At 61.8% G+C, this 25,143-nt stretch carries 25 protein-coding genes; 4 read left to right on the forward strand and 21 right to left on the reverse strand.

What is annotated here, in order from left to right; translation table 11 throughout:
* Positions 1-20: 20 nt before the first annotated feature.
* From VIO10_RS15695 to VIO10_RS15790, 20 genes are all read right to left on the reverse strand, one after another.
* The gene (locus VIO10_RS15695; RefSeq protein WP_331966426.1) at positions 21-2,711 is read right to left on the reverse strand and encodes a hypothetical protein; all 2,691 of its coding nucleotides are present in this window, start codon (positions 2,709-2,711) and stop codon (positions 21-23) included.
* A 96-nt stretch (positions 2,712-2,807) separates the two neighbouring features.
* Positions 2,808-3,380, reverse strand: a complete 573-nt coding sequence (locus VIO10_RS15700) for a gp53-like domain-containing protein (protein ID WP_331966428.1) — start codon at positions 3,378-3,380, stop codon at positions 2,808-2,810.
* 8 nt (positions 3,381-3,388) lie between these two features.
* A complete protein-coding gene (locus VIO10_RS15705) occupies positions 3,389-3,853 on the reverse strand; it encodes a hypothetical protein (protein WP_331966430.1) in 465 nt (154 codons plus the stop codon).
* A gap of 1 nt (position 3,854) precedes the next feature.
* Positions 3,855-4,718, reverse strand: coding sequence for a phage tail protein (locus VIO10_RS15710; protein ID WP_331966433.1), 864 nt, complete (start codon positions 4,716-4,718; stop codon positions 3,855-3,857).
* Positions 4,718-5,887 carry a baseplate assembly protein gene (locus tag VIO10_RS15715; protein ID WP_331966436.1) on the reverse strand — a complete coding sequence of 390 codons (1,170 nt, stop codon included), beginning with the start codon at positions 5,885-5,887 and terminating at the stop codon, positions 4,718-4,720. The genes VIO10_RS15710 and VIO10_RS15715 overlap by 1 nt, the downstream gene beginning before the upstream one ends.
* Positions 5,888-5,923: 36 nt before the next feature.
* On the reverse strand, positions 5,924-6,340 hold the full coding sequence (locus tag VIO10_RS15720) for a GPW/gp25 family protein (RefSeq protein WP_331966440.1): 417 nt from the start codon (positions 6,338-6,340) through the stop codon (positions 5,924-5,926).
* Between the two features lie 2 nt (positions 6,341-6,342).
* Positions 6,343-7,035, reverse strand: coding sequence for a phage baseplate assembly protein V (locus VIO10_RS15725; RefSeq protein WP_331966443.1), 693 nt, complete (start codon positions 7,033-7,035; stop codon positions 6,343-6,345).
* Positions 7,032-7,961: a hypothetical protein gene (locus tag VIO10_RS15730; protein WP_331966446.1), complete on the reverse strand. Its 930-nt coding sequence runs from the start codon at positions 7,959-7,961 to the stop codon at positions 7,032-7,034. Before VIO10_RS15730 ends, VIO10_RS15725 begins: the two co-directional genes overlap by 4 nt.
* 86 nt (positions 7,962-8,047) lie before the next feature.
* Entirely contained in the window at positions 8,048-8,290 is a 243-nt protein-coding gene (locus tag VIO10_RS15735; RefSeq protein WP_331966449.1) for a tail protein X, read from the reverse strand.
* Positions 8,287-8,874: a phage tail protein gene (locus tag VIO10_RS15740; RefSeq protein WP_331966452.1), complete on the reverse strand. Its 588-nt coding sequence runs from the start codon at positions 8,872-8,874 to the stop codon at positions 8,287-8,289. The genes VIO10_RS15735 and VIO10_RS15740 overlap by 4 nt, the downstream gene beginning before the upstream one ends.
* Positions 8,875-8,885: 11 nt before the next feature.
* Positions 8,886-9,578, reverse strand: coding sequence for a hypothetical protein (locus tag VIO10_RS15745; RefSeq protein ID WP_331966455.1), 693 nt, complete (start codon positions 9,576-9,578; stop codon positions 8,886-8,888).
* Between the two features lie 452 nt (positions 9,579-10,030).
* Complete coding sequence (locus VIO10_RS15750) at positions 10,031-10,312, reverse strand: RNA-binding protein (protein ID WP_349259263.1); 282 nt, start codon at positions 10,310-10,312, stop codon at positions 10,031-10,033.
* Positions 10,313-10,470: 158 nt separating this feature from the next.
* A complete protein-coding gene (locus tag VIO10_RS15755; RefSeq protein WP_331966462.1) occupies positions 10,471-10,836 on the reverse strand; it encodes a hypothetical protein in 366 nt (121 codons plus the stop codon).
* 41 nt (positions 10,837-10,877) lie between these two features.
* Complete coding sequence (locus VIO10_RS15760) at positions 10,878-11,396, reverse strand: phage major tail tube protein (protein WP_331966465.1); 519 nt, start codon at positions 11,394-11,396, stop codon at positions 10,878-10,880.
* Between the two features lie 25 nt (positions 11,397-11,421).
* Positions 11,422-12,924 (reverse strand): phage tail sheath family protein, encoded by a 1,503-nt coding sequence (locus VIO10_RS15765; protein ID WP_331966468.1) that lies wholly within the window; start codon positions 12,922-12,924, stop codon positions 11,422-11,424.
* An 84-nt stretch (positions 12,925-13,008) separates the two neighbouring features.
* Positions 13,009-13,830: a Gp37 family protein gene (locus tag VIO10_RS15770; protein WP_331966471.1), complete on the reverse strand. Its 822-nt coding sequence runs from the start codon at positions 13,828-13,830 to the stop codon at positions 13,009-13,011.
* Position 13,831: 1 nt separating this feature from the next.
* Positions 13,832-14,269, reverse strand: a complete 438-nt coding sequence (locus VIO10_RS15775) for a DUF1320 domain-containing protein (RefSeq protein WP_331966474.1) — start codon at positions 14,267-14,269, stop codon at positions 13,832-13,834.
* A gap of 168 nt (positions 14,270-14,437) precedes the next feature.
* Positions 14,438-15,382: a Mu-like prophage major head subunit gpT family protein gene (locus VIO10_RS15780; RefSeq protein WP_331966477.1), complete on the reverse strand. Its 945-nt coding sequence runs from the start codon at positions 15,380-15,382 to the stop codon at positions 14,438-14,440.
* 41 nt (positions 15,383-15,423) lie between these two features.
* Positions 15,424-15,906, reverse strand: a complete 483-nt coding sequence (locus tag VIO10_RS15785) for a hypothetical protein (RefSeq protein ID WP_331966480.1) — start codon at positions 15,904-15,906, stop codon at positions 15,424-15,426.
* A gap of 60 nt (positions 15,907-15,966) precedes the next feature.
* A complete protein-coding gene (locus VIO10_RS15790) occupies positions 15,967-17,106 on the reverse strand; it encodes a phage protease (protein WP_331966483.1) in 1,140 nt (379 codons plus the stop codon).
* 169 nt (positions 17,107-17,275) lie between these two features.
* Here VIO10_RS15790 and VIO10_RS15795 point away from each other — a divergent pair, with 169 nt between their 5' ends.
* Positions 17,276-18,088 carry an ABC transporter ATP-binding protein gene (locus tag VIO10_RS15795; RefSeq protein WP_331966487.1) on the forward strand — a complete coding sequence of 271 codons (813 nt, stop codon included), beginning with the start codon at positions 17,276-17,278 and terminating at the stop codon, positions 18,086-18,088.
* 101 nt (positions 18,089-18,189) lie between these two features.
* Here the strand turns inward: VIO10_RS15795 and VIO10_RS15800 are convergent, their stop codons facing one another.
* The gene (locus VIO10_RS15800) at positions 18,190-21,057 is read right to left on the reverse strand and encodes a choice-of-anchor D domain-containing protein (RefSeq protein ID WP_331966490.1); all 2,868 of its coding nucleotides are present in this window, start codon (positions 21,055-21,057) and stop codon (positions 18,190-18,192) included.
* A 641-nt stretch (positions 21,058-21,698) separates the two neighbouring features.
* Between VIO10_RS15800 and VIO10_RS15805 the strand changes: the two genes are divergently transcribed.
* The 3 genes from VIO10_RS15805 (at position 21,699) to VIO10_RS15815 (ending at position 25,093) form a co-directional block, all read left to right on the forward strand.
* Positions 21,699-23,327, forward strand: a complete 1,629-nt coding sequence (locus tag VIO10_RS15805; RefSeq protein WP_331966493.1) for a hypothetical protein — start codon at positions 21,699-21,701, stop codon at positions 23,325-23,327.
* 557 nt (positions 23,328-23,884) lie between these two features.
* On the forward strand, positions 23,885-24,547 hold the full coding sequence (locus tag VIO10_RS15810; protein WP_331966496.1) for a hypothetical protein: 663 nt from the start codon (positions 23,885-23,887) through the stop codon (positions 24,545-24,547).
* A gap of 27 nt (positions 24,548-24,574) precedes the next feature.
* Positions 24,575-25,093 (forward strand): hypothetical protein, encoded by a 519-nt coding sequence (locus VIO10_RS15815; protein ID WP_331966500.1) that lies wholly within the window; start codon positions 24,575-24,577, stop codon positions 25,091-25,093.
* Positions 25,094-25,143: the final 50 nt, after the last annotated feature.

The following is a 25,143-nucleotide window of genomic DNA, read 5'->3' on the forward strand; positions in this document are numbered from 1 at the left end:
GTGCGTGGGCGTCAGCATGATTACTGTCCTATCGCCGTGATGGTGCAGGTTTCCGCCGTCATCGAGGCGTTGGCCGGCAGCGTCAGCGTGCTGGCCGTCGTGCTCGGATTATACGTGCCGCAGGAATTACCGCCCGAGCCGCCTTCCATGAGCGTCGGATAGGTCGAGAACGCCGTCGGGAACGTGAACGTCTGCGCGGTGCCGGTCTCATCGTAGGCGTTCAGGTAGCAGGTCGCCGTCTTGAGCGTGCCCTGCATCGATTGCGAGCAGACCGCGGTTCCCGCCGCGCCGGTAATCGTCGTCGCCGATGGCGCCGCATTAAACACCGTCGATTGATTCGGCTCGTTCGAGACAACTCCCGGCACCGTCTGCGCGTACACGCCACAATGGATACAGGTGAAGTTCGGAATCGAAGACCCGTTGGTGCTTGTGATCGGAATGAAGTACGGGCTGGTGGCGACTCCCGTGTTTGGGGTCTCCGGCGACGTGCCGCCGCCATATTCGCTCGATCCAAAACCAAGGAAGCTCAACGGCTGGCCGAAATTGACGTTGATAAAACTCCCCCCGCCGACTACGTTCATGCTTGTGACTGGCGACGGTGCCGCGTCGCCGATGGTCATATTCTGGTAGGTAGTTCCCTCTCCGCCGTTGACAATGATCGCAGCCCACGGGCCGCCTCCGCCCGCAACTCTGTAGTCCGAGAAGGCCATTGTTGAATTATTGAGTTCCATCCCAAGCTGAAAGAATTGTGCGCCTTCCTCCTGGCCGCCGATCACCTTGCCGTAGTTCGATATGTAGTTGGTGCCGACAAACTCTATTCCCGCATTCTCAGAGTTGGTGTTGAGCATGACGAACGAGCCGATTCTGGGGAAGTCGAAGCAGTAGTCGCGGTAGCTGCATCCGGTGTTGTAGAACGCCTCGTTGTAGGTCTCCTGGGAGTTGGAATAGACGCAGATGTTGCCGCCGCTGACATAGTTGGTCGAGCATTGAAGGTCATCGACGACCGCGTTCTCGTCGTTGCCGGTACTGCCGCTCAAGTCCAGACACAGCCCGACTATTCCACAATCGACATGACGCACGTTCGTCTTGGTCGGGGTCGTCCAGGTAGTCGCGCTGCTCGCGGGTGCTCCCGGTCCTTGCGTTGAAGGCGAGCTGGTGCCGTAGCCGTTGCCGTCGATCATTATTCCCGGCGTGCTGCCGGTCGTGCCCTCAAGACCGATATTTTCAATCGTATCAGCGCCTGCATTGTTGAGGTTGAAGACGATGCCACCCGGAGGACCGTCCCACTGGATTTCGGCATTCGAGTATGAGCCGGGATTCGTGCCTGGCCCCGTGATTCCAGTCCCTACAAGGCCCCAAAAGCTGACCGCTTGCGACATGTCGTAGTGCGTCGCGCACGTTGGCAGGTACACCTTCGAGCCGATAGCGCCTGCGAGGACCGACGCATTCACAGCCTGTTGCAGCGCGGGCGAGTTATCATGGCGCATCGTCTTGGAGACAGATTGCGAAGGAGCCACCGACAGCGTCACGCTGGTCCCGCTGACGTTCGTGATCTGAGCGTTCAGGTCAGCCGCCACAGCGCTCGCGCTGGCCTCTTCGTCAATCCCGTAGGGCTTGCCGTTGTCACGATACTGAGCGCTCGTGGCGGAAACGCCCTGAAGATTCGGAATTACCGCGTAGATGCTCGAAGGCGTGCAGCTCGCGCCCGTGCAGCGCCGGATGATCGTGCCGGCGGTGTTCGCGTCAACCGAATAGCTGACAAGGACCGCGTTCCCGATCGAAGGGCTGGCCGGACCCGTCGTGATATATGAAGTTGAGCTTGCCGCCGAGCGCATCCCGTTCAGCCCCGCGCCGATTCCCGTCTGGCCGACGTTCTGCACGCTGTAGCCGTAGGTGGTCGAGCATGAGGTATTGTGGTTGGCAGCCGTGCCCGCATCCACCACGCAGTTGCCGTTCGCGGTTTCGACGCTGCCGAATACCGGAATAGCGAAGATACCCAGCTCAGGCGGCTGGTTCGTCCCGGCTATGCCGTAGCCATCGTTCACGACGCTGGAAATCGCCGGCGTCGCCACCGTGTTCGTCGCTCCTGCGGCGTCGAGCTTCACGTACTGCCCGACCTTGAAATCTCCGATCGCGCCGACCGTGACAACCGCATTGCTTGCCGTCGTCGTCGCCGTCTCGGTCGTGTCCGAGCAAATCGCGCCGTAGGTCTGCGCGTTCAGCACGCCGTTGACGTTTGCCGAGATGGGCGTCGTGATCGGAGAGGCAACGCTGATCGTGCTGCCGCTGGCTGTGAGTCCTGAACCCGCCGTCGAGAATCCGCCCGCCGGGCCAGTCGGTCCCGCCGGGCCAGTGGGTCCGGCGGGGCCCGCGCCGCCGCCACTGCTGCAACTCCATTGGCCGCCCTGTCCGTAAGCGAATGCGCCGCTGCCGCCGCTCACGCACGGCGTCGCGCTCCTGCAGTCCTTGCAGAACAACAGCATCCCGTCCCGCTCGGGCGGCAGATTGGCGAAGGCCGGACTGGCTATCGAAGGCGCGATCGGCTGAACACCCGAAAATCGATCGTTGATCGCTTCGCGGAACTGCAATCCCGCGCCCACGCCGGTGAAGTTGGGGATCGGCTGATAAGCTCCGGGCGGGGGCAGATTCTGCGCCGCTGCGGCGGCACGCAGTATTAAAACCGTTGCGACGGTGCGCAGTATTAAGGCCACGCTCCGTTGTCGCGTGCGGCCGTTGCTACACCAACGCAGTATTTTAAGGTTCATCTTCATTATTCCGTTTTACTGGCTACCCGTGCCAACGGGCGGCTAGAATCCGATCGCAAACCAGTAAAAGCCTTGCGAGGCATCAGTCGAGTCGGGACCGGGATTGTTGTTCCAGACCCAAAACTGTGAGGCGGTTGGGAAGTAGCTGGCGCTGACCATCGCAACGTCATCACCGGCCGCGGGATGACCCACGGACTCCGGCGTCAACGTAACCGGCATGAAGAGTTCGCAGGCGTTGGGGAAAGCGATCGGGAAGGAATAAGGCCCATAGAGTCCCTCGCCCTGCCTGGTGCCCCAGTTCACCAGACCCCACTGGATGACGTACTGGATCAGCCCCTTATTTGTGTCGGCGACGGGGATCTTCAGATAGCCGTTGGGCGCCATCAGCCCGGTGAACAGCGCCTGGAAGGCCTGCAACACGCCGATATTCGAGATATTTACGTCCTGGCGCTGCTTCAGAAACGCGGTGCGATTAGCCAGTTGCTGATGCGGCTGATTGGAGATGCCTGTCCCGCTGAAACTCGCGCCGCTGGCTGCGCCTTGGACCGGATCGGTTGCTTGAATTTGATACACCTCATTCGAGGTGAACTCGGCTGCGTCGATTAGTGTAGCCATTGACTACCTCAGAAGGTAAGCGTCCACGTACCGCTGATACTCATTCCCGCGCCAAAGACTATCGGTGCTATCGTCTTGCGCGCGAGCATCGGAGTCGGCGCGGTCGTTCCGGGCAGTCCCGCGCCGGCATGATTGGCGAAGATCGCCAGCTCCTGAATGGTTATCCCATCCGCGCCGGTGTCCGCCGTCGTCAGCGACCAGTTGAAGGTCACGCTGCCGTTGCCGTCCTCGCTGTGACTGTCGAGCGCTTTGTAATACGCGCGGGCGGTCAGCGCGCTGTCGGTCACCGCCGGTGCGTTCGATCCCGAGCCGAATCCCACCGCCGCCGCGAATTCGCCGCTGGTATCGCCTCCGAGCAGCGCCGCAAGGGCAGGCAGCCCGGCGTTCACGAAAAGATTGCGGCCCGCGTATTTCCACACGATACGCCCTTGCTGTACAAGACGGATTCGCACGATTCCAATCGGCCTTCTCATTTCAACCTCCGTGCAAAACGGCTGCGCCGTTGACGACCAGCGCCGAATCTGCAACCGCGGGCTCGTTGGCGCCGTAAGTAATTCCGCTGTGCAGATAGTGAGCGTCGTAAGTGGGGACAATCGGACCGTACGCATCGGCCATTGGCGCGGTCCCAATCGCGAGCTTCAGCGCGTCGTCATTGGGCCCGGGCGCCGCGTCGATCTGGTACTGAACAATCCCGCCGAGTGTCAAATTGTCTGACGGCGGCGGCCCCGGGTCGGAAGTCGGCGGCGCCACAAACCATATCGAGTCCATCCACGCGCGCGCCGGCTTGAAGAAATCAACCGCTGCCGCTGCGGTGGATGCCGCGCCGCTTGGAACACCCTGCCCGGCCGCGAGATTGATCATGACACGGAATACCGCCCATCCCTGGTTCGGCGGATACGCATCGCCGCCCCAGGTCGACTGGCCTTCGAGCAGAGTGACCTGCGTCCAACCCAGCGACGCGAGCGCCTGCTTGATCGCCCATGGCGTACCGCGAAATCGATGCAACGGGATGGCGCTCATGAGCAGTTCGCGCTCTGCCGCCTCCGTCAGCGTCTGCTCCGAAACCATGCCGCCGGATTCGATCAGATTGTCCACGTCGATCAGCAAATCGATGCTCGTAAGCGCGTCGACCCCGAGCGACACCGGCGCGATCAATTGCCACAGCGGCGACAAGATGTCGAATTGCCACGCCAGAAACGGCAGCGCGCTTTCCACCACCGAGTCGATTCGGTAGACCAGCAGCGTCGTGAGATCGAGCGCCGCGAGCCGCCCGATCAGCACCAGCAACGCCTGCGTGCGCGTATCGTTGATCGACGGCGCGGCCGAAAGCTCGGGCATCAGCTGTGCTCCGTGCTGAACGCCGTCGTCAGCGAGATCAGCGTACAGTTCGCCCACTGCCCGGCCGTAAGCGTGGTCAGCACCGGCGCCGTGAGCGTCACGCCATAGACACCCGCGACCGACAGCGCCGCAATTATCTGGCTCGGCACGATGTCGCGCTGAATCTTGGCTGCAAGCTCCAGCGCCAACTCCTGCGCGGCGACGGTCGCCGCGCTAATCGTCGCGGTCGGGTCCGCATCCGAGTAGAGCGTCACAGTCGCGGTGATCTGGTAGTCCACCTCGGTCACCGCGAGCGCGTTGACCGTGTCGGTGAGCGGACGCACAGTGTCCGCGTTCAGCGCCGCCGACACTTTCGCAAGCAGCGCGGAGTTCGCGACTCCCGCACTATTTGGCGCCGCCGCCGGCTGCACTGTAATCGGTCCGGTCAGCACGTACGCGTTGACCGATCCGGGGGAAGGACTGACAATTTGCGCGTCGATGATCGACGGATCGGTGCCGATCGCAAAAAACCGGTACGCTCCGATCGGACCCGCGACGCTGAACTGATTTGGCGCGGCCTGAATGCGCGTGCGCAGGTGATCGTCCGTTTCCGGGACGGATCCACCCGTGGTCGTGCTCGTGTTGGTCACGCTCGCGATCAACGCATTCGGATTGAGCTGGACGTTGACCTGCCCCGCCATATATCCATTCGCAGCCGCTCCTGGAGTTGTCGCCGCGGCGGCGACACTGCCAGTGGTTGCGCCGGCCGCAATGGTGATCGTCGCGCTGGTCGCGAAGGCAAACTCCCCGTCGTTCGTGCCGGCCAGCGTTCCCGCGGCGATCGTGAAAGGCACCGTCAGCGCGCCGGCCAGCGTGAATTGGAGCGTCGTCACCGCGGGCTGCGACGCCAGTCGGGTGACGCCTAGCAGTTGACCGAGATAATCGAGCATCGGAAACGACGCGAAGGCAAGCAGATTCTGCTGCGCTGCATACTGGATCGCATTGCGCACCAGCGATTCGCGGTACGCATACAGGTTGATCAACAGGCGCTCGACCTGCGCCGGGTAAAGCTTTCGGCCCGCGGCTGCCTCGAACTCGGCAATCATGTCGGCGAGGATCAGGTTTGGATCGAGCCCGTCCGCATCGTTGACGAACACCGGCGGCGGCAGCGATGGAACTCCTGCACTCATCAACTCATCCTTTCATCGCCGTCGGCGCGGCCCGCACTAGACCGTCGCTCCCGGGACTGTCACGGTCGTGGTCTGAACCGGAGCCGGATTGGCGCCCAGCTTGAGCTGCCAGTTGAGCGTCACCTCGAGATGCGCGCCCGACTGCGCGCTCCCGTCATTGACGGGTTGCGCCGTCACCGAAACAAGATTTACCCGCGGCTCCCAGGTCGTGATTGCCGATGTCAGTTCGCTCACAATTGCGGGTAACGCCAGGTTGATCGGAAAATCGATGTACCGCCAGATATTTGCGCCAAAAGTCGGCCGCAGCGGATCGCTTCCTTGTGGTGTCGTTACGATTATCCCAAGGCATTGCGCGACGTCGGCGATTCCCTGCATGACCTCACCGATGGCTCCCAGAGCCAGTGACCAGTCAGCCGAGGTGATATCCGCCAGTGTGATTGCGCCCGCCGGCATCGTCATCCCGCCAACACGTCGGTGCTCGCCGTCACGATCGTACCCGTCGTCTCGCCCACTTGAACTCTATCGCCGAGCCGCGCGACGCCTGCCAACGGGCCGGTTCCTAGCTGCACCTGTCCGGCCGCCCTGATGATGACGTTGCCGATCGAGTCGATCTGAATCTGCGCGCCGTTCGCCGTAACATTGAACGCCGCACCTTGGGGAAGGCTCACGCTCAGAATGTGCTCGGTGCCGTCGTATTTGACCTCGCCCTGGTCCTGGAACTTCAGATCGAGCAGATGAGCGTGAGCGTCGTACTTGATTTCCGTGGTGTCCTGGAAAAGGAGAGCGAGGATGTGCGCGACGCGATCGTAATCGATGCTCGTGCCGTCCTGGAACGCAAGATGAAACTTATCGGCGCTATTCACCGGCGCCACGTCTGCGTCTGAATAAATCGCGCCCAGCACCGCGCCTGCTTCATCGCGCAGATCCATCAGGCATACGACCTGTTCGCCGATGTCCGGAATCCAATACGCCTTGTCGTTCTGCGTCTTGGGAAAAACTACTGGCAGCCACCAGCTGATCACTTCGTCGTAATCCGGAAACACCACCCGCACCTTCGCGCGCGCCGTGTCCTGCTGCTGCACGATCCCGACCCGGAGACCGGGATTCAGCGCGGCAAATCGCTCACGGTATTCAATTATGTCGTTCATGCATTGATCCGCCGTGCTGCAATTGATGTTGAGTAGCCTGTTGCTCGCGCCAAATGATGCTGCGCCGTCTCGATTAAGTATGTTCCATCCAGCGCGCCCCATCCGCTGAGCTGTACATTGTTTCCCGCCACCAGCACCGTGGTCCCTGGTCCCTCAATCGATGCGTCCACGAACACCATGTTGTGCAAATGAAGCGCGGCTTCGGCCTTCACCAGCGCTTGCTGCGCGTTCTCACAGCGCGCGACGATCTTGAGCGTGTCTCCCGTCGGAGAAGGCGGCTCCGCGGACACCGACTGGGTAATCAGTTTTTTCGTGTCAGGATCGAAGTATGAGAATTCCGCACCATCGTAGGTTCGGCGCGCCCGGTTCCGAAATGCGAATCGAACCGCATCTGATCTCGTTATAGTCACCACTGCAGGTGCGGACTCGAGCACCGGTCGCGCGTAAAAGACCAACTGCCCTCCCCGCACTGTGAAATCGAAGTTGTGCTCTCGCGCCAGCCGTTTCAGAAATTCCAAATCCGTCTGGCGCCGTTGAGTGACGCGGGCAAACACGACATCGCTCTCGGACTCGGATGACGCCGCCACCATTACCAGCCCATACTTAGCCGCGATTAACGCCGCTATTTCCAGGATGCCCATGTTCTCGTACGCCGCGGTATTCGCCGTGCGCATCGCCGGTGTGATGTATGCGGCGAGGCAGCGGAGTCTCATCACGTCGGGCGGACCATCCAATTCCAGCTCGTCGATCTGAAAATCGCCGCAATCCAGCAGGGCCTCGCCGCTATAGCCAATTTGCAGACTGACTATGTCGCCAAGAGCCGGATACCAGGATCCTTGCCATCGCTTCGTGGAATTCTCAAGCTCCACTTCCAGGTCGCCCGAAGCGCCATCGAGTTGATCGACATATCTGATCGCAAGAACCATTTGCGATACATCAGCGGTAATATCCACGCCAGAATAACTGAGTATCCACTGCGGCGAATGAACTGAATACGACGGCGTCGCAGCCATCATGCACTCGCCGTCTGAGACATTTTCCAGGGCGGCAAGTCGGCCGTGACCACCGCGCTCTTTTGCAGAATCGGCACGGCGATCGATATTCCGGCATCGAACACCGGCTCAATCGGTACACTCGGATTAGCCATTATGATCGGAGAATAGTCAGTCGGATCGCCATAGTATTGCCAGGCTAACAGGTCCCAGCGTTCACCGGCCGTCGTAGTGTGAAGTATGAACTGTCCAGACGGAGTCATCGCGCGGCGCTCCTCACGATGACTGCGGCGGGCACGTCGTCCGCTTCAAGATTGGGGCCGCTTGTGCCGGTCGCGGACGGGATACTGAGCAACGCCGAAACGCCTGGCGTGGATCCGTCCGAAGCACTGCCGGCAATTCCGGTCGACGCCGTCGTTATTCCTAGCGGAGAAAATGTCGCAATGGGCAGCGCGCCGGAAGCAAGTTGCGGATCAGCTATCCATTCTTTGAGTGCGAGTGCGACCCTGATGGCTATCGGCGCACCGCCCGCCGACAGTTGCTGCGATTTCATTTTGATCGATTCGATCACAAAGAACCCGCGGAATCCTCCATTGCCAAATACCAGCGGCAGCGCGAGATGCTGCGCAGCTGTCGCGCGCAATAGCGCCAGCTGCACGGCGGGATTCGTGAATGACGAGTGCCACATCAGCTCGAACTTGAGCCGCTCGAGATCGTCGCCGACCCATTGCAGCCGCGGTTTGCTTTCAATCACTCGCTGCTCGGCGAAATCGTATGCCCCTGCCGATTCGTAGCCTTCCGGAGAGCCAACCACCTCGAACTGAATATCGCCCAATGCTGCGAACAAGTAATCGCTCCTCAGAACTGCGCGCGCTCGCGCCGCGCTGATTCTCGCTTCAATTGATTGAACAATTCCTCGCGATGCGCCCGCAGTGCGCCAATCGCATCACGCTCTACATTGCCACCCGCCGCCGGCGCGTTGATCACGACCGTCGGCGACGAGTTGATGGTGATCCTAGTGCGCATGCTGCGGTTATTCGGACCGCGAGCGTTGCCCGATGGTTCCGCGAACTCGCGCTGCGAAAGATTTGCGGGCGGAATCACTGCGCGAATCGATGAAGCCATGCGTGCGCTCGCGAGGAAGCCTGTCCCAGCGAACGCCATTCGCTCCGCTTCGAGACTTCCCCGCGATCGACTCGAACCCCGCCCTGCATCTGATCTCGGCAACGATTCCGTATTCGCGACAACCATCGTCTGGGCAACTTCGTTGGCGTGGTGCGTCTGCTCGGCGAAATCGCTCGAACTTTTCAATCCGGATTCCGTCCCGCGTCGGCCCGCGATGGAAATCGCCCAGGCTACGGTTCCCGATTCAACTGCGCGTTCAACCCGTGACAAAGCATCCCTCGCGAGAGACATTTCCCGAATTTCCCGAAACAAGCGGCCGCCGGCGTCGACCCTTACCGTCGTGCGATGCCACGCATTCGCATGACCGCCACTCGTTCCTCTTGACTCTCCATCGATCGCGCCATCCGAATCCTTCAGGCGCGCCATCGAAGTTGCCGCCCCGTTTCCCCCGATGCTGTGACTTACTCGCGCAGTCGTCTTCAGCGCCTCGGCGCCCGTGGTGAACGTCCGAATCAATTGCGCGGCGCTCCCAGTCTTTTTCCCACCGTTTCTTCCACTTCGACCTGCACCGTCGTCCACTCGGCTCTGAGAGCCATCGCTATGAGTTTCTTCGTTCGTGAGAGATCCCGTTTCCGAAGGATGATCGTAGTTCGGGAAGGAAGCATGCGCGGGAAGTTGCCAGCGATAACCTGCGGCCGTCGCGATGCTCGCGGCAGCCCGCGCTACCCGCGCGCCTTCTCGTACGAAGCCGGCCAGCCGGTCAAGGTGGCTGAGCGCGCGCGCCGCCTTCGATCCGCTAATCTCCGTCGGCATGCCGATTGTCCTGGATTGCCTCGCCATCTAATGATTCGCTCTGATGCCGCGATTGCGGGGTTCAACTAAGCTCGCGCGAGATTACGTTCGAATGGGCGGCGCTGCGAGGTCGCGGCCTCGACTCGCAACGGACGTCCTGCGAGTTCCTTGCCGTTCATCGCCCGGAGCGCGACCGCAGCGTCGTCTTCATTCGTCATCTCGACAAATCCGAACCCGCGCGAGCGTCCGTCGAATCGGTCACGCACGATCTCGGCTCGTTCCACTGCGCCGCTCTCGGCAAATGCCGCACGCAAATCGCCGTCGCCCAGCGAAAAACTCAGGTTCCCTACGAATAGTCTCACTCCCATCATCTCACCGTCTCGCTTGATTAGTTACTTCACGCATTGCGCCATAGTCACTGCAATTACTACTCATGATTCGCTCCCTCCGCCGCGTTCGACGCGCATCCGTTCATAATCCGTCATCGCGTCGAGCCAGTACGACAGCTCCGCAAAGTCCATCCCGCTCAACTCCTGGACTGAGAATCCGGATTGAACGAGGCCTGCGAAGCTCGCTGCGGAGGGCGGTCGAAATTTTCGCCAATCACCTCGGCCTGCAGCGCCATCACGTCGGCAAGATCCATCTCGAGCACGTCCTCGTATACGATTTTGCGCCCGTCCACGCGCGTCAGTTCCGCGATTAGCGCAAATATCACCGCGCTTGCGTCGCCACCCGCCGCCGCCCGTTGCGCCCGCATCAAATCCCGTCCATGACCTTTGCGCACCTCGGCACGCGCGCCCGAGGGTAGGTCGATGAGCTGGGCGTCTTCGTCCTCCTTCGGTTCCGCGCCACCGATGCGGACTCCATTCACCGTAATTTCATCGGTCTTCATTAGTCATCGCCCCTGTCTTTCGGTTTCAATGCCATACCCGGTCAGCCGCCGAGATTTGAGCGGAAAGTACTCAGTTGGTCGACGCCGCCAACCACGTAGATATTGGCGAATACGTCGTACAAGTAGATTTGGACTCCCGCCACGTATAACTCACAGTGATAGATACTTATGACCGACGTGGTTTCAACCATTTTATGCTGGCGGAAGGTGGGACTTCCGGCGTCCTTGAAGATTCCCGTCATCAGGTACACGACCGGGAGCTGCGCGCTTCGGCCCTGACTGGTGTACTGTTCCAGATTTCCGCGCGCCTGGAAGGAATGGGTCAGGAACGGACTGGTTGACATCGTAAGCGTACCCGCGTCGAACGAGGTCCACTTGATTTTTGACTCGAGTTTGTCCACGCCCGCCCACAGCTCAGCCGTTCCGGCCATCCCCAGGCCCTTGTAGTCAATCATCTTGTGCTTTGGATTGGCGATCTCGATCTCTTCGGCGCGGCCGAGCAGGCCGACGCCGTCGATGTATATATTTGCGTTAGTCAGTGAGTTGATCTGGATATTCATCCTGTTCCCCTGGGTTCCGCGCGAGTTACGACGTCGCTCCCGCCGCCGCAGTTATCGGACTCGTCTGTCCGAGTTGCTGCAGCAACGTCACGTCTATGAATGCCTCAAAGCTGATTCTTTCCGCGGGTGGCGGGGGCATTACGTCGATGTCAAAGACCAGCTGGCCGGCGGCGACCTGCGTGGCCGGATTTTCCGCCGGGTCGAAGCTCGCCGCGCCGGCTACCAGTGCGCCGCGCTGGATAAGCGACCTGATGAACGCGTTCGCGCTGGCGAGGATCGCGTCGATCAGCGCGTTCGAAATCGGCTGGTCGATAAACTGGAGCATCGCGAGCTCGAGCGATTCTTCGATTACGTCCATCGTGCGGCGTACCGAAATTAAATTGTCGGGCGCGCTTGACGCCGGGTAGGCCGCGCTCCGATTGCCCCACACCCGAAGTCCGGTGCCGAATGTGTTGAACACCGTGACGATTCCCGCCGCATTGAGATTGTTGGTGTCGGACGACGCGTCGAGAATAGATGCGTAGAGCGTAACGTCGGGCCCGAGCATTCCAGTGACCGGCGTGTTGGATGGCGACCACCAGTAACCCTGCGCCAGGTCTTTGGCCGCGATCGCTCCGGCCACCCACTGTGAATACGGCCTGACCGAGTTCGCGTTGAATTGCGAGGTAAGCGGCGTCCCTGAAGCGCTGAGCGTGACGCCAGTCGGCACGATTCCCGTGTCGTAGAACGTTTCCTGCGGATAGCAGAGCACTGTTCGGTTGCTCGACGCTGCGAAGGGATTGCCCACGACGCCGCGATTGGCTATCGCGGCCGCCACCTCGGTCGAAGGCGGCGAATCGACCAGCGCCATCGCGCGAATCTTGGTCGCCATGGCATCGATTGCAGTCGCAACCGCGGCGTCCTGTGAGTAACCCGGCGCAATCAAAATCTTGGGAAAGAATCCCATCGTCCCGTAGGTCGTCTGAAATGCCTGAATCCCCGTGTACACGCCGCTTGTGAATCCCCCAATCACGTCGGCGTCCTCGACCTTCGACGGATCCGCATAGTCGAATGCGATCAACACGCTGGCGCCGGCGGTAATATGTCCCCCCGATCCCGTGGGCACGATCGCAATCGCGCCATTCACCGCGTCGAGCGTATAGTCAGTGTCCGCGACATAGGTAGTAGCGGCAGGATTACTAGTGATTACCACGTTCGACACGCCCATGTGGCCGAGGTTGATAGCTCCCTGCGGGTTGAAGCTGAATGCGGTCGCGGCTATCGCCGTGAGATGTATTGCGGGATCGAAGACGTTGACGACGATCGCCTGTCCCGCTCCCTGCGCCTGGATCGCCGCGAGCGCATACGGAATCGAGTACCCGCGAACCACCGGTCCGAAGTTTGCAGCGTCGCGCGCTGACGAGACCAGCGCCGGCGCGTTGGGCGCCGGCGCGACCGACGGCGATCGCACCGCCCATGACGGCGCCGTCCCCACCAGTCCAATCACGGCAGACTTGACGACCGTGACCGGGACCGGCCCGTTAGGCACCTCGATTACCTCAACTCCGTGTAAGAAACTCGCTGGCATGTGTCACCTGTTACTCAGTTGAATCGAATTACTATTGGTTCCGGCCTAGTTAGTCGGCTCGCTCTGGCCCGCTGTCGCAATAACCTGTTCGGCGTATGCGTATGCGATCTGCACCGTCTCGCCAGCGGAAATTGCGCCGCCCGGGATCGCGGTGACGATTCCGCCGGCGCGATCGACCGAGAAATCCGCGCCCTGGATCAGCACTGCGCCGCCGGGATCCGTGATGCTCACGGCAAACACGTTGCCCTGGGGAAGCTGAACCTGCAGGTTCGAATTGAACGTGTACGCCGCCGCGCCTACCGTGATGGAAGTCTGTCCGCCTTCTTCCAGCGCGATGCCCTTGATGAAGAGCGGGAACCCGTCCGGCTCCGAGGCTTCGACCGCCACGGTGCTGAGAGCGAACGTCGATGCGTACGTCCATACGCCGCCCTGCTTGTCGCGCTTTACGAATTTTTCACTCACCGGGTACATCCGGCGGCAGCCCGGAATCCGATATCCGGTCAGCGCGGTGCGAATGCCCTCGATAATCGCGTACGCGCCGGGACTCGGCCCCGACGGGTCACCACCGACCGCCCATCCGAGGTCGCGCATCATTACCGTGACCTCGAACTCGAGTTTGCGTTCCTGGATTATCGCCGCGGTGTCGAGCATCTCGCCGTAGTGCGCGCCCTTGTACATCACCAACGCCGCGCCCACGCGATGGGTCAGGCGCCAGGTCTCGGGCCGATCCGGATAGTGCGCGATTTCGATCGAGTTGATTTGCGAACGCAGCTGATTGACGATCGCTTCTTCGATCGTCGCGATGTCGATCGCCGTCGGCGGGGTGAAGACCACGCCGTTGCACGGCGCGTCGAGCATGACGCCCATCTCAGTAGCCCTTCAATTTGCCGCGGTTGAAAACGCGATCCGGCGCCTGCACGGTTTCCACCGCGCCCGCCGCCACGGGAGGTTCCTGGTTGTCGGCGGATAGACCGAGCGTGAGCTCGCCGTCCGCGACTTTCGTGAGCATCGCGACCGCGTCTTCATAACGCTTGCGCGCGTCTTCAAGGTCGTGCAACGGCCGCAGCGATTGCAGCCGGTACATCGCGATATCGGTGGCGAGACGGTTGAGCACCGCCGGGGGATCGGTCAGCGGCAGGGTGAAGCGCCCTTCGATATATCCGTCGATTTCCGCGGACGCGTCGGCCAGATCCTGGGTGATCGGTGTGTCATTCACCGTGGTCGCGGCCGGGTCCTCATTAGTCAGTTGAACAAGGTCTCGATTAGGGTATCGGTTGATCACATCTTGCGCGGTCGCGTAACTCACTGTCGTAACCTCATCGCATCGCAACTGACTATTGCCCCGACAGGCCTCTCCGCGGGCGTCAGGCAACTGGCCTGCGCCCGCGGAGAGTGGGCACGCGCTCCGGCGCCGCGGGCGGGAGGGGGACCCGCGGTACGCCGGTTCAGGGAGACTGGTTTCATCTCAGGGTCCTTACGCCAGGAACTCACTGACTATAAGGTCGGCGCTGTTGCGCCAGATATTCGAGGTCGCGACGCTCGCGCTCGCGCCGGCGCCGGCCATGAACTCGGAGTTCAGCAATTGACGCGCGACTTCTTCGAGCGTCGGCGGCACCAGCAGATACGCGCCGCTGCTGCTCGACAGCGCGCCAAACGGCTGCCCCGCATCGGTTTTGAACGCTCTCATCGCGGCACGCGCGGCTGCGTAGTTGGCCGGATTGCTCAGGTCCGTGTTGCTGGCGTATGCCAACTGCCAAAGCCCGACGCCGGTGTTGGCCCGCCCGTCCACGCCGTAACGGAACTCGCGCCGGTTGAACACCGCCTCGTCGGTGACGGTATTCATTCGCGTCACTGCGTATTCGCGCCGCAACTGAAAGATGAATGGGCGAATCACGCGTGACGCGTCGATCAGGAACCAGTACGCGCCCGACCCGCTCGAGTTGATATTCGCCGCCGTGGCTGCGCTCTGCCCCATCAGGCCGACCGGATGACTGGCCGAAAAAAACGGCACCTGGTCGAAGCCGACGACATCGGCTGGATTCGCCACCGCGTCTTTGATCATCGCGAACAGCAGCATGTCCGGATGGACCTTGGTGTCCCATCCAAGCTGTTCGATGATCGGCTCATACGCGCCGTAGGTATCGTCCTCGATGTCATTGCGATCGATGGCGACAGTATCCTCGAAGTTGCGATTGACTATTGTGTATTCGTGCGTTTCGAGCGCCTGCACAACGCGAGCGCCCAGCCATTCGCGGAACTTGGTAGTGCGGCCGAGCCACGGATAGGTAGTCTGGCGCGACGCCGAACGCACCACGCTGGTGATCTGTTCGTAGTATGACGGCGGCTTCTCGAACCCGCGCTGGAAGACGACGTCGAAGCCGGTGAACAATGCGGTCAGATTCGCAGCACTGATTTCCATCTAATTCTTCCTCGTCTTCGTTTTTCGGGTGAAGGCAGTCATCACGCGGCTCCGGTCGCCTGATGCCAGAAATCCACCCACACCTGGCCGCTCGGATCGATCGCAACCACAATTCCGGCCGCCGCGTATTGCTGCACGGTCGCGCCACTTGCGCGATCGGCTGCCGTGACGTTGTTGTCGTCGAGCGCAAAGCAGATTAGTCCGACCTGCGCCGCGCCAACCGATCCATCGGTGGCGTAAAGGAAGACTCCCTTGCGCGCCGTGATCGAAAGCGCGCCGGCGGCGCCGGGATTGTTAATCGCGTTCTGCCCGGGAATTCCGTTGCTCACGTATTCGGCGCGCCCAACGATCTTGAGCGGGTTCGCGACGGTGGTGGTCGCCGACGCCGGCACCGCATTGCCCGCCGCGTTCAGCGCGACGATCCCGCCGAGGTAGATGTTGGTATTCGCTTCGACCGGGTAAACGCGCATCCTGCCGCCATCGGCCATCTCGGGCGTGTTTCGCGCATTGGTTAGAGCCGCCATCTTTTCACCCTTGTTGATGCGCGCCGGCGCGGCCGCTATCGCAGCCGCGCGAGGCGCGAGTTAGTCTTGGTTGCTGCGAAAGCCGGCGCTGCGGATTTCCGCATTTCGGAGATCGGCGTCGGCGCGTTCGAGGCTCAGGAAGTCCGCGCGTCCGCGCTTGCGCCGGATAAACTCCGAATGCTTGAGGCCGAGTTGCGAGCAGATGGCGAGCTCCGCCGCATTAAGCCCGCCCGCTCGCTGCTGCGCTGGCGGCTCTCCCGCCAGTCCCAGATTCTCGCCGACGATCGACGGCTGCTTGGCGGCGAACGCCTGGAATCCCCGCGTGTCCGCGGCGCAGTACGCGATCGCCCACTCGCGCTGCGCCGGCACGATTTTGCCCGCGCGAATCGCCTCTTCGACCGTATGCGCGGCGCACTCGCGCGCGCGCTCGGCCTTGAGCGCGTTGAGCTCGGTAAGCGCCCGCTCGAACTCCGCTATCGCCACATAATGCGCCGGGTCGTGCGCGTGCGCGCCGGTGGTTGGCGCCGCCGCATCTGTGGCCGCCCGCAGCTCGCGCACCCTTGCGACGACTTCGGCGACCGTCGCATCGCCATCGAGGTTCAGCAGCTCGCGCAATTCTTGAGTTGGAAATTCCATGCGTTCGTCCTTCGCGTCTGCGGCCGCCGTGCGCGACGCCGCGATCGCGGTCAGGTGAAGGTTTGGATTGTTGGTGAGACCGGCTCGCAACAGCCGGGTCACGCTGCCGTCTTTCGGATCGAACTGGAACACGGGCGAGACGTACCGGTACTCGCGCGCCACGATCGAATTCGCCGCCCGCGCCGTCCACTCCACACGCCCCCAGACCGCGCCGCCACGCACCTCGAGTTCGCGGATCCATCCGGCCGCCGGAGCGGGCCGTCCTTCGGGCGCGCCGAAATCCGTGGCATGGTCGTAGTCGATCGGCAGGCCCGCATTCATCTGCAACGCGATTGTCGACTCGATTACCGCGGCCGGATCGTCAAGCCGAAATGGCCCGCGTCCGTCGCGCCCGTAAAACACCCCGGCCGGCAGCAGCTCGATCCATTCGGGCGCCGCCGTGACTTTTTCTCCCGGCGCTGGCGCAGAGGCGGGCGCACCGGCGGTATCGATCACGAACGAAGGAATCAGTTTGCCCGCCCGCGTCTCGCGCTCACCGCCGGTGCGTGTAATGAGGTCTTCCATCGAGGCGCATTGTGCATCGCGTTTCGAAATTGGATAAGGCTGAACAGTTCAGCCCTGAACTTTCGTGGCTACCGGGTAAATTATCGCGGCTAATGTCGATGCCCGCCCGTGTCGCCGATTCCACTCGGCTCGCGTTCACCCGCGCCGGCCTGTTAAAAATTGTTTCGCAATGAAGTCCCATCCGCCCGTGATCGAGGTGACCGCGCTGCGCGTCGAGCGCGAGGCCGTAATCCTGGAGTCCATCGATTGGCGCGTCGAACGCGGCGAGCATTGGGCGATTCTCGGCGCCAACGGCTCGGGTAAAACTTCCCTGCTCCGCGCGCTGACCGGATACCTGCCACCGACCGCCGGGGAAATTCGCGTGCTCGGCGAGACTTACGGGCGCTTTGATTGGCGCGATCTGAGGACCCGGATCGGACTGGTCAGTTCAAGCGTGCATCAGATGATGGAACACAACGACGGCGAAACGGCTCTCAAAGCCATCGTCAGCGGACGCTACGCACAAATTGGCTACTGGGGCGAGATCCGCCCCGGCGACCGCCGCGCCGCCACCGCGATCCTGCGCCGCATCGAGGCCCGCGCGCTCCGCGATCGTCCGTGGCGATTTCTTTCCCAGGGCGAACGCCAGCGCGTCCTCATTGGCCGCGCCCTGATGGCCTCGCCGAAGCTCATGATCCTCGACGAACCGTGCGCCGGACTCGACCCCGTCGCCCGCGAGCACTTCCTGCAATTCCTGCGGCGCCTCGCCCGCACCCGCAGCGCGCCCACGATGGTCCTCGTCACCCATCACGTCGAGGAGATCGTCGCGATCTTCTCGCACGTACTCGTGCTCAAGTCGGGTCGCGTGCTCGCCGCCGGACCTCGCGGGCGCGTGCTCACTTCCGCAACGCTGTCCAGCGCGTTCCAGGCGCCAGTGCGCCTCACTCGTGAGCGCGGTAGATACTCGCTCTCGGTGCGCCCCCATTCCGCAATTGTAATATGAAAATGGTCATCGCCGACTAGCTAATCGTCAAATGTAAGGAAATCGGTCATCCGGCCCAAAATAATGTGGCGGCGGCGGCGCGCCTTGCACGCGCTCGCTCCTCACTTTCCCGTGCCGCTCAGCTTCACCTCCACTGTTCGATGCTTCGGGTCGCTGCTCGTTATCTCGATCATGCCGTGCGCGGCGCCCTTCGCGGTCGGGACAAATTGAATCGTCACCGCCGTCGAGCCATGCGGACTGACCATGAATTGTCCTCCGCTCATCGGAAACGGCGCGCCGTACCTTGGCACCGTGGCCATCAGCGTAACCGTCCCGCCATTCTTGATTTTTAGCGTGCGCGTCGCAGGCTGGCCGCCGACCGCAACCTTGCCGAACTTAATCGACCGCCGACTCAGCATCAGTTTGCCGCCCGGTTCTGGCGTCTGCGTCGGCGTGGCGGACGGCGTCGCAGTTGCCGTCGCAGTTGCCGTCGCTGACGCGGTCGCCGTCGCAGTTGTGGTCATCGTCGCCGTCGGGGTCGGCGAAGGTGTGCCGGTCGCGCTTGCGGTCGGCGTCGGAGTCGCCGTGGGCGTCGCGATTATCCCGTCATAGACCAACGATCGGTTGTTGCTCGTGTCCGCCACGTAGAGATCGATATTCGAATCGACCGCCACCGCGCCGGGCGAGCACAGGCTGTCCGCGCCAACTCCGTTCAAGTCGCCCGGCGCAATTCCCCGATTGCATCCCGCGGTCGTGAAATTGCCGCCGTCGCCCTGTCCGATCACCATCGCCGCCGCGCTGTCCGAGCCCAATGGCGCATCGTACTCGAGTACCCGATCGTTGCTCACGTCGGCCACCCACAGGTTGCCGAGCACGTCGAGCATCAATCCCGCCGGTGCGCATAATGTCGATGCGCCCGGCGCCGAAGACCCGCCTTGATTGCATCCCGACGCCGTGAAGTCGCCCGCCTGACCGAACACCCGCGTCGCGTTCTGCATACCCGCAAGCGGCGCGTCGATTTCGATCACCCGGTTGTTGCTCGTGTCCGCAATAAACAGGTTCCCCGACATATCCAGCGCCACGCCGCCCGGGTTGCACATCCCGTGATTGCTTGGCGGCGGATCATGCCCCACGCCGTCGGCGCATTGCGTATCGGAAAAATCAGACACCGCCCCCTGTCCGTAGGACCGATTCGCAAGCGCATCCGACGCGACCGGCGGATTGCCGGCCTTCGCGAACTCGAGCACGCGATTGTTCCACGCGTCCGCAATATAGATATTGCCCGCGCCGTCGAGCGCCACCGCCGCCGGATTGCACAAGCTCGTCGCACTCGCGCCGTTGAGATTGCAGTTCCTGGTCGTGAAGGCCCCGCCCTGCCCGTAAACGAAATCCGCCGACGCGTCGCCCGCGCCCGGCTCGCCGCTGGCCGGGTTGAACGGCGTGTTGTACACCAGCACGCGATTGTTGCGCGAATCCGCCACGTACAGATTTCCCTTTTGATCGACTGCCATGCGCTCCGGACCGCACAGACTGTCCGGGCCGAGCCCGCCAACGTCGCCTCCCGCCACCCCGTCATTGCACTTGTACGAGTAAAGGTCGGGCTGTCCAAAAACGATATCCGCCGGCTGCGCACTGACCTGCGACGACACGTCATTCCATCCGAGCACGCGATTGTTCGCGCTGTCGGCGACGTATAGATGGCGATGCGGCGGGTCCGACGACGCGTCCACCGCGATTCCGCCCGGCGCGCTCTCGCCTGCCGCATCGACCTGGTTCGGCGCGTTGTGCAACAGATCGATCTGCCCGCCCGCGCCGTTGGCTCTCTTATTGGCCGGCGCACCGCCCTCATTGAACTCCAGCACCCGGTTGTTCGCCTGGTCGGCAACATAGAGATTGTTGGCCGCGTCGATCGCCAGCCCCATCGGGAACTGAAGCGTCCCGGCATTTGGATTCTGCGCGCCGGGCCCGATCGTCAGGTTGAGCAGTGCCGCCGTGTCCAGCAGGACCGGCTGGGTGTACTCGTACACCTGGTTGTGAGGCTCCGATGAAACATAAAAATTCCCGTTCGAATCGGCTGCGACCCCCGACGGTTGCGCCAGGTTGTTGCCCTCGAAAACCAGGTCGGCTGTTTGATTGTTGGTCTGCCCGTAGCCGAACGGGCCATTGTATTCCAGCGCCCGATCGTTCTGCGTGTCGGCGACGTAGAGATTGCCGCTGCCATCGACCGCAATCCCAACCCCGAAAAACAGCGAACGCGCCATGCACAGCGTCGTCAGAGTCGCGATACCGCCCTGGTTGCAAGCTCCGCTGACCAGGTTGGGCTGTCCAATCGCCACGTCCGCCGTCGCGTCGCCGAAATTCCCCGGCGGCCCGCTCACGTTGCTCATCGGAATCGGAGAGAAAAACACCAGCGCCCGATTATTACCCGCGTCGGCAACGAACAGATCGCCGTTCGCATCGACCGCCACGCCCTGCGGACCGTTTAGACTGTCGGCGCTCAGGCCGTTCGCGTTCGTGAAAAAGCTCCCGGCCTGCCCCAATACCGCGAAAGCTGCAAAATCGTTCGCTTGATTTGTACTGGAAAGCGCCGCAAACGGATCTGCAAATACCAACACCCGGTTGTTCAGCGTATCGCCGACATACACGTTATGTGATCCGTCAACCGCGACTCCGATCGGTTGGCACAGCCGCGTCGCGTCCGGCGCGGGCGCACTTTGATTGCATCCCGATGAATTGAAATCAGACTGCCCCATCACCAGGTCTGCCGCGCCACCGGATACAAACGCCGCGATGCTCTTCCATCCCAGCACTCGATTGTTCTGCGTGTCCGCCACCAGCACGTGGCCGGCCGACTGGTCGATCGCCACTCCCGCCGGCGCGTGCATTCCGATCGGATCGACAAAGTTCACCGCGGTCTTGATGAAATCGATTTGCCCCAGCACACGGACCGCGCTCAGCGCGCCGACTCCCGCGCGCAAAACCCCGCCCATTGTCGCAAGCCACAGTGCGGCCGCAAAAGCCGCCGGCAATACTGTCCCGCCAGTCCGCAAACTAGGGCGCACGCGCTCTCCTTGCGACAGCTATGACCTGCGCCTTCCGGCTATGCTGGGTGATGAGGAGGTTAGACAGGAGGTGGGGTCCGGCTGTGTGTTAACTGGGTGTTAACTGCGTATCCACAAGTTATCAACACGACAGCCCCACTTCATGCTTCGTCGAACGCTATTAAGGTGCTCCAAAGCACCGATTTTCCACTCTTACCTCCGATTTTTCGCCCAGGTCAGGATGTAGCGTTCCACATCACTTCGATTCCCTTCTGAAATTTCCTCACCCCTTATTTCACGCCGGAGAGGAGGCCGGCCGCCTTGCGGCCGATAGCTGAGGGTTCTGCCGCGCATGCAAACTTTCATGGATCATCGAGGACCGACTTTCTTTGTGTCATCCCGAGCGACGCCGAGGAGCCTGCCCTGAGCGAAGCCGAAGGAACCCCGGCTCCGGGATTCTTCGCTTCGCTCTAGAATGACACCTGCGGCCGCTCGCTTTTTTGAGTCATCCTGAGCGCAGCCAAGGATCTCGCGCGCTATCGCGTTATGCGGCGAGGGAGGCTAGACAATAGCCGGTGAAGGGGGAGCGAGTGGGCAAACTGGAGGATCTGGCGCGGCTGAAGTTTACGGACCCGCCCTTGTCCGAGGCCGAAGAAAGGGTGGTGCGGGCCGCTTCCGACGGGACCGAGGCGAAATGCATCGATCTCGGCGGAGGCAGCGACCCGGAGAAGGCCGACACATGGCCCGCGTCGCGCAACGTTCGCGCCGATCTGATCCGCTGGCTCTGCGTCGATCGCGAGGCCCGCGAGCAGGTCGATCCAAGAGGCATCCAGATTCTGGGCGCCCGGATTACGGGAGCTCTCGACCTCAGCTTTACCAACGTACCCTTTTCTTTCGCCCTGTTCAGATGCCGTTTGGAACAGGACCTTGACCTGAAATGGGCGAAGATGCCGCTGCTAAATCTAAACGGCAGTTGGACGGGAGCGATAGGTGCCGATGGGCTTAAGTTGGAGGGCAGCCTCTTTCTGAGGAACGGTTTCCATGCCGAGGGCGGGGTGCGGCTGCCCAGCGCGACCATCGGGGGCAACCTGGATGCCGAAGGCGGAAGATTTAAAAATTCCAACGGGTACGCCCTGAACGCCGACGGCATCAAGGTGACGGGCACCGTTTTCCTGAGGAACGGCTTCAGCGCTGAGGGTACGGTGCGGCTGCTCGGCGCGACCATCGGCGGCGATCTAACTGCGCGAGGCGGAACATTCAAGAATTCGATTGGGAACGCCTTGAGCGCCGACGGCATCAATGTGCACGGCAACGTCTTCCTGCGCGACAAATTCGTTGCCGAGGGCGAGGTTAGGCTGCCTGGCGCAGAAATCACGGGGCGACTCGAGGTCGATGACGCCTGGCTGGACGCGTTAAATCTCGATAGCGCCCAAATCACGGGGACATTCTTCTGGCGAAACATCCACAAGGATTCCAATCCGGACTTTCCAAACAAGGAATGGAAGCCATCCTTGGACTTGACCAATGCGATTGTGGGGGCGTTGGCCGATGAGGAGGCTAGCTGGCCGGAGAAGGGACGGTTGATTCTCGATGGCTTCGTCTATGACCGCATAACTGACGGTCCGACGGATGCGAAGACAAGGCTTGAGTGGCTGCGCAGGCAGCCGGACGAACTCGGGTTTCGTCCCCAGCCATACGAGCAGTTAATCGCTGTCTTGCAGCGGATGGGCCATGAGCATCAGGTCGCGGAAGTTGCCATCGCCAAGCAGAAGGACTTGTACAAGCATGGCGATCTCGGCTGGTGGGGCAAGTTCCGAAGCTGGATTCTGTATCTCGCTGTGGGTTACAGATACGAACCGTGGCGGGCGTTCCTCGGGATGGCGATACTAGTGCTGTTGGGAACCCTCGTGTTCTCGGTCGCTCGTTGGCCCTCAGTCCGCGTGATGGTGCCGTCAGACCAGGAGGCTTACGAGTCGGACCAAACAGTGAAGACCCCGCTGCCGTACTACTATCCGCGGTTCCACGCTTCCGTGTACTCGCTCGATGTCATTTCCCCCTTCGATCTCGGCCAGAAGTCGCACTGGCGGCTGAGCGAGAAATGGCACTGCGATTCCCTGTACTGGATATTTGAAGTCTATTCGCTAATTCAGCTATTCGCCGGATGGATGTTGCTGCTAGTCGCGGCTGCCGTCCCGGCCGGATTCATCAAGACGGACTGACGCATCCGCCGCGTTAGCAGAGCTTTGCGCGAACACGAGGCGCGTTCTGGGCAAAGGCAGAATCCTGAATCGCGCGCCCGTTGGCACGGGAGGCCAGTATTAAGAAAGGAAAACAGGGCGCCCTGTATAAGGACCCTCACCTTCATCCTCGCCCTAACAGGGCGAGGAAATTAACGCGCAAAACATGACTTCAAAAACACAAGCCGCGACATCGAACCAGAACCAGAAACGACGTCTCTCCCCCTGACCCGTTCTAACAGGGCGAAGCCCGCATCTTTTTTTTTAATACTGGGTGCAGGGGTCACCCCCTACTCGCGTAGTCGCGGAAAGATGCGCTGCGCAGATTTTCGCGTCTTCTCACTGCGGGTGCAGGGGCCGCAGCCCCTGCCGCCCACCGCGCAGGTGATTCTTCCTTCATGCCGCGCGCGACAACGGAGCGCGGCCTTAACATTGGGTGCAGGGCTCAGCCCTGCTGCTTTTGTAACCGCCCCTTCAAGCCTGCTAATGTTCTTGTCGAAAACCGCCCAGCCATCGGTACTGAAAAGGAGACCGCGACCATGACCATCAAAGAGCGAATCGGGTTTGTGACCCTGACTCTCGCCGCCGCGCTCGTCGGAGGAGCAGTGTCCGGCCATATTTTTGCCGCTCGCGCCGTTGACGCCGCCGCAGCCCCCAAGCTGATCACCGCGCAGAAGTTCATGCTGGTCGACGCCAAGGGCAAATCGCGCGGCGAGTTCAGCGTCACCAGCAAAGGCGTCGCACAACTCGGCGTCTTCGATGGCACCGGCACCTTGCGCGCCGGGCTCGGCGTCGGCTCCGATGGCGCCCCGGCGCTCGGTATCTTCGGCCGCGACGGCAAGCCGCGAATCGAAGTCGGACTCGCCAACAGCGTCGCCCGCGTTGTGCTCTACAATGCCAACGCGCTGCCGCAAGCCACCCTCGGCGTCGCTACCGACGGCCAGTCCGGTCTGGACCTCTTGGACAAGGCCGGCATTCCGCGCGCCTCGATCATCGTGGCGACCAGCGGCGCTCCCACGCTGCGCCTGGCCGATCAGCACCACGCGCGCCTCGGTCTCGACGTGACGCCCGACGGATTGCCCGGCCTCGCACTGCTTGGCGCCGACGGCAAGACCCGCGCCTCGGTCACCCTCAATGCTGACGGCGCCGGCGCGTTTACGTTGTTCGACGCCAATGGAAACACGACCGGCTCCGTTCCCTGAACGACTCTTCACCAGGGGTGGCCCGCGATGGCCACCCCGCTCTTTTCTCTGCCCAAGGAACCAATGCGCCAACACCCTTCAACTTCCGTCGCCGTCGCCTTTTTGATCGCCACGTTTTCGGCTGCGCTCTTCGGCTGCGGCTCGCTCCAGCCTCAACCGCCGACTCCCGAGCAACAGGCCGAGCAGATCGAACCGATGCTCTCCGCAGCCGGCTTCAGGATGCTCCTCGCCGACACTCCCGAGCGCCAAAAGCACCTCGAGTCGCTCGCTCCGCTCCAGGTTGATTACTATGTCGGCAAGACCGGCGACCTGCACTACTACATGGCCGATCCGTACCATTGCAAATGTATGTACATCGGCAGCGAGGAGGATTATCAGCAGTACGAAAAGTTGAAACTCAACGAACAGTTCCAGGCGAAGGAAGCCGAGATCTCCCAGCAAGCCCTCGAAGCCCAGCAGATGGAGGATATGAACATGCAGGAAGAGATGTTCAATCCATACGGCATGGGTCTCGTCGGTCCGATGGGCCCTGCGATGTACTGGTGATAAATCGCGGCTCTGCAAAACGTGACCACCATCGAAAAAACTCTCGCAGC

It is taken from the genome of Candidatus Binatus sp. (assembly GCF_036567905.1).
Classification (GTDB): domain Bacteria; phylum Desulfobacterota; class Binatia; order Binatales; family Binataceae; genus Binatus.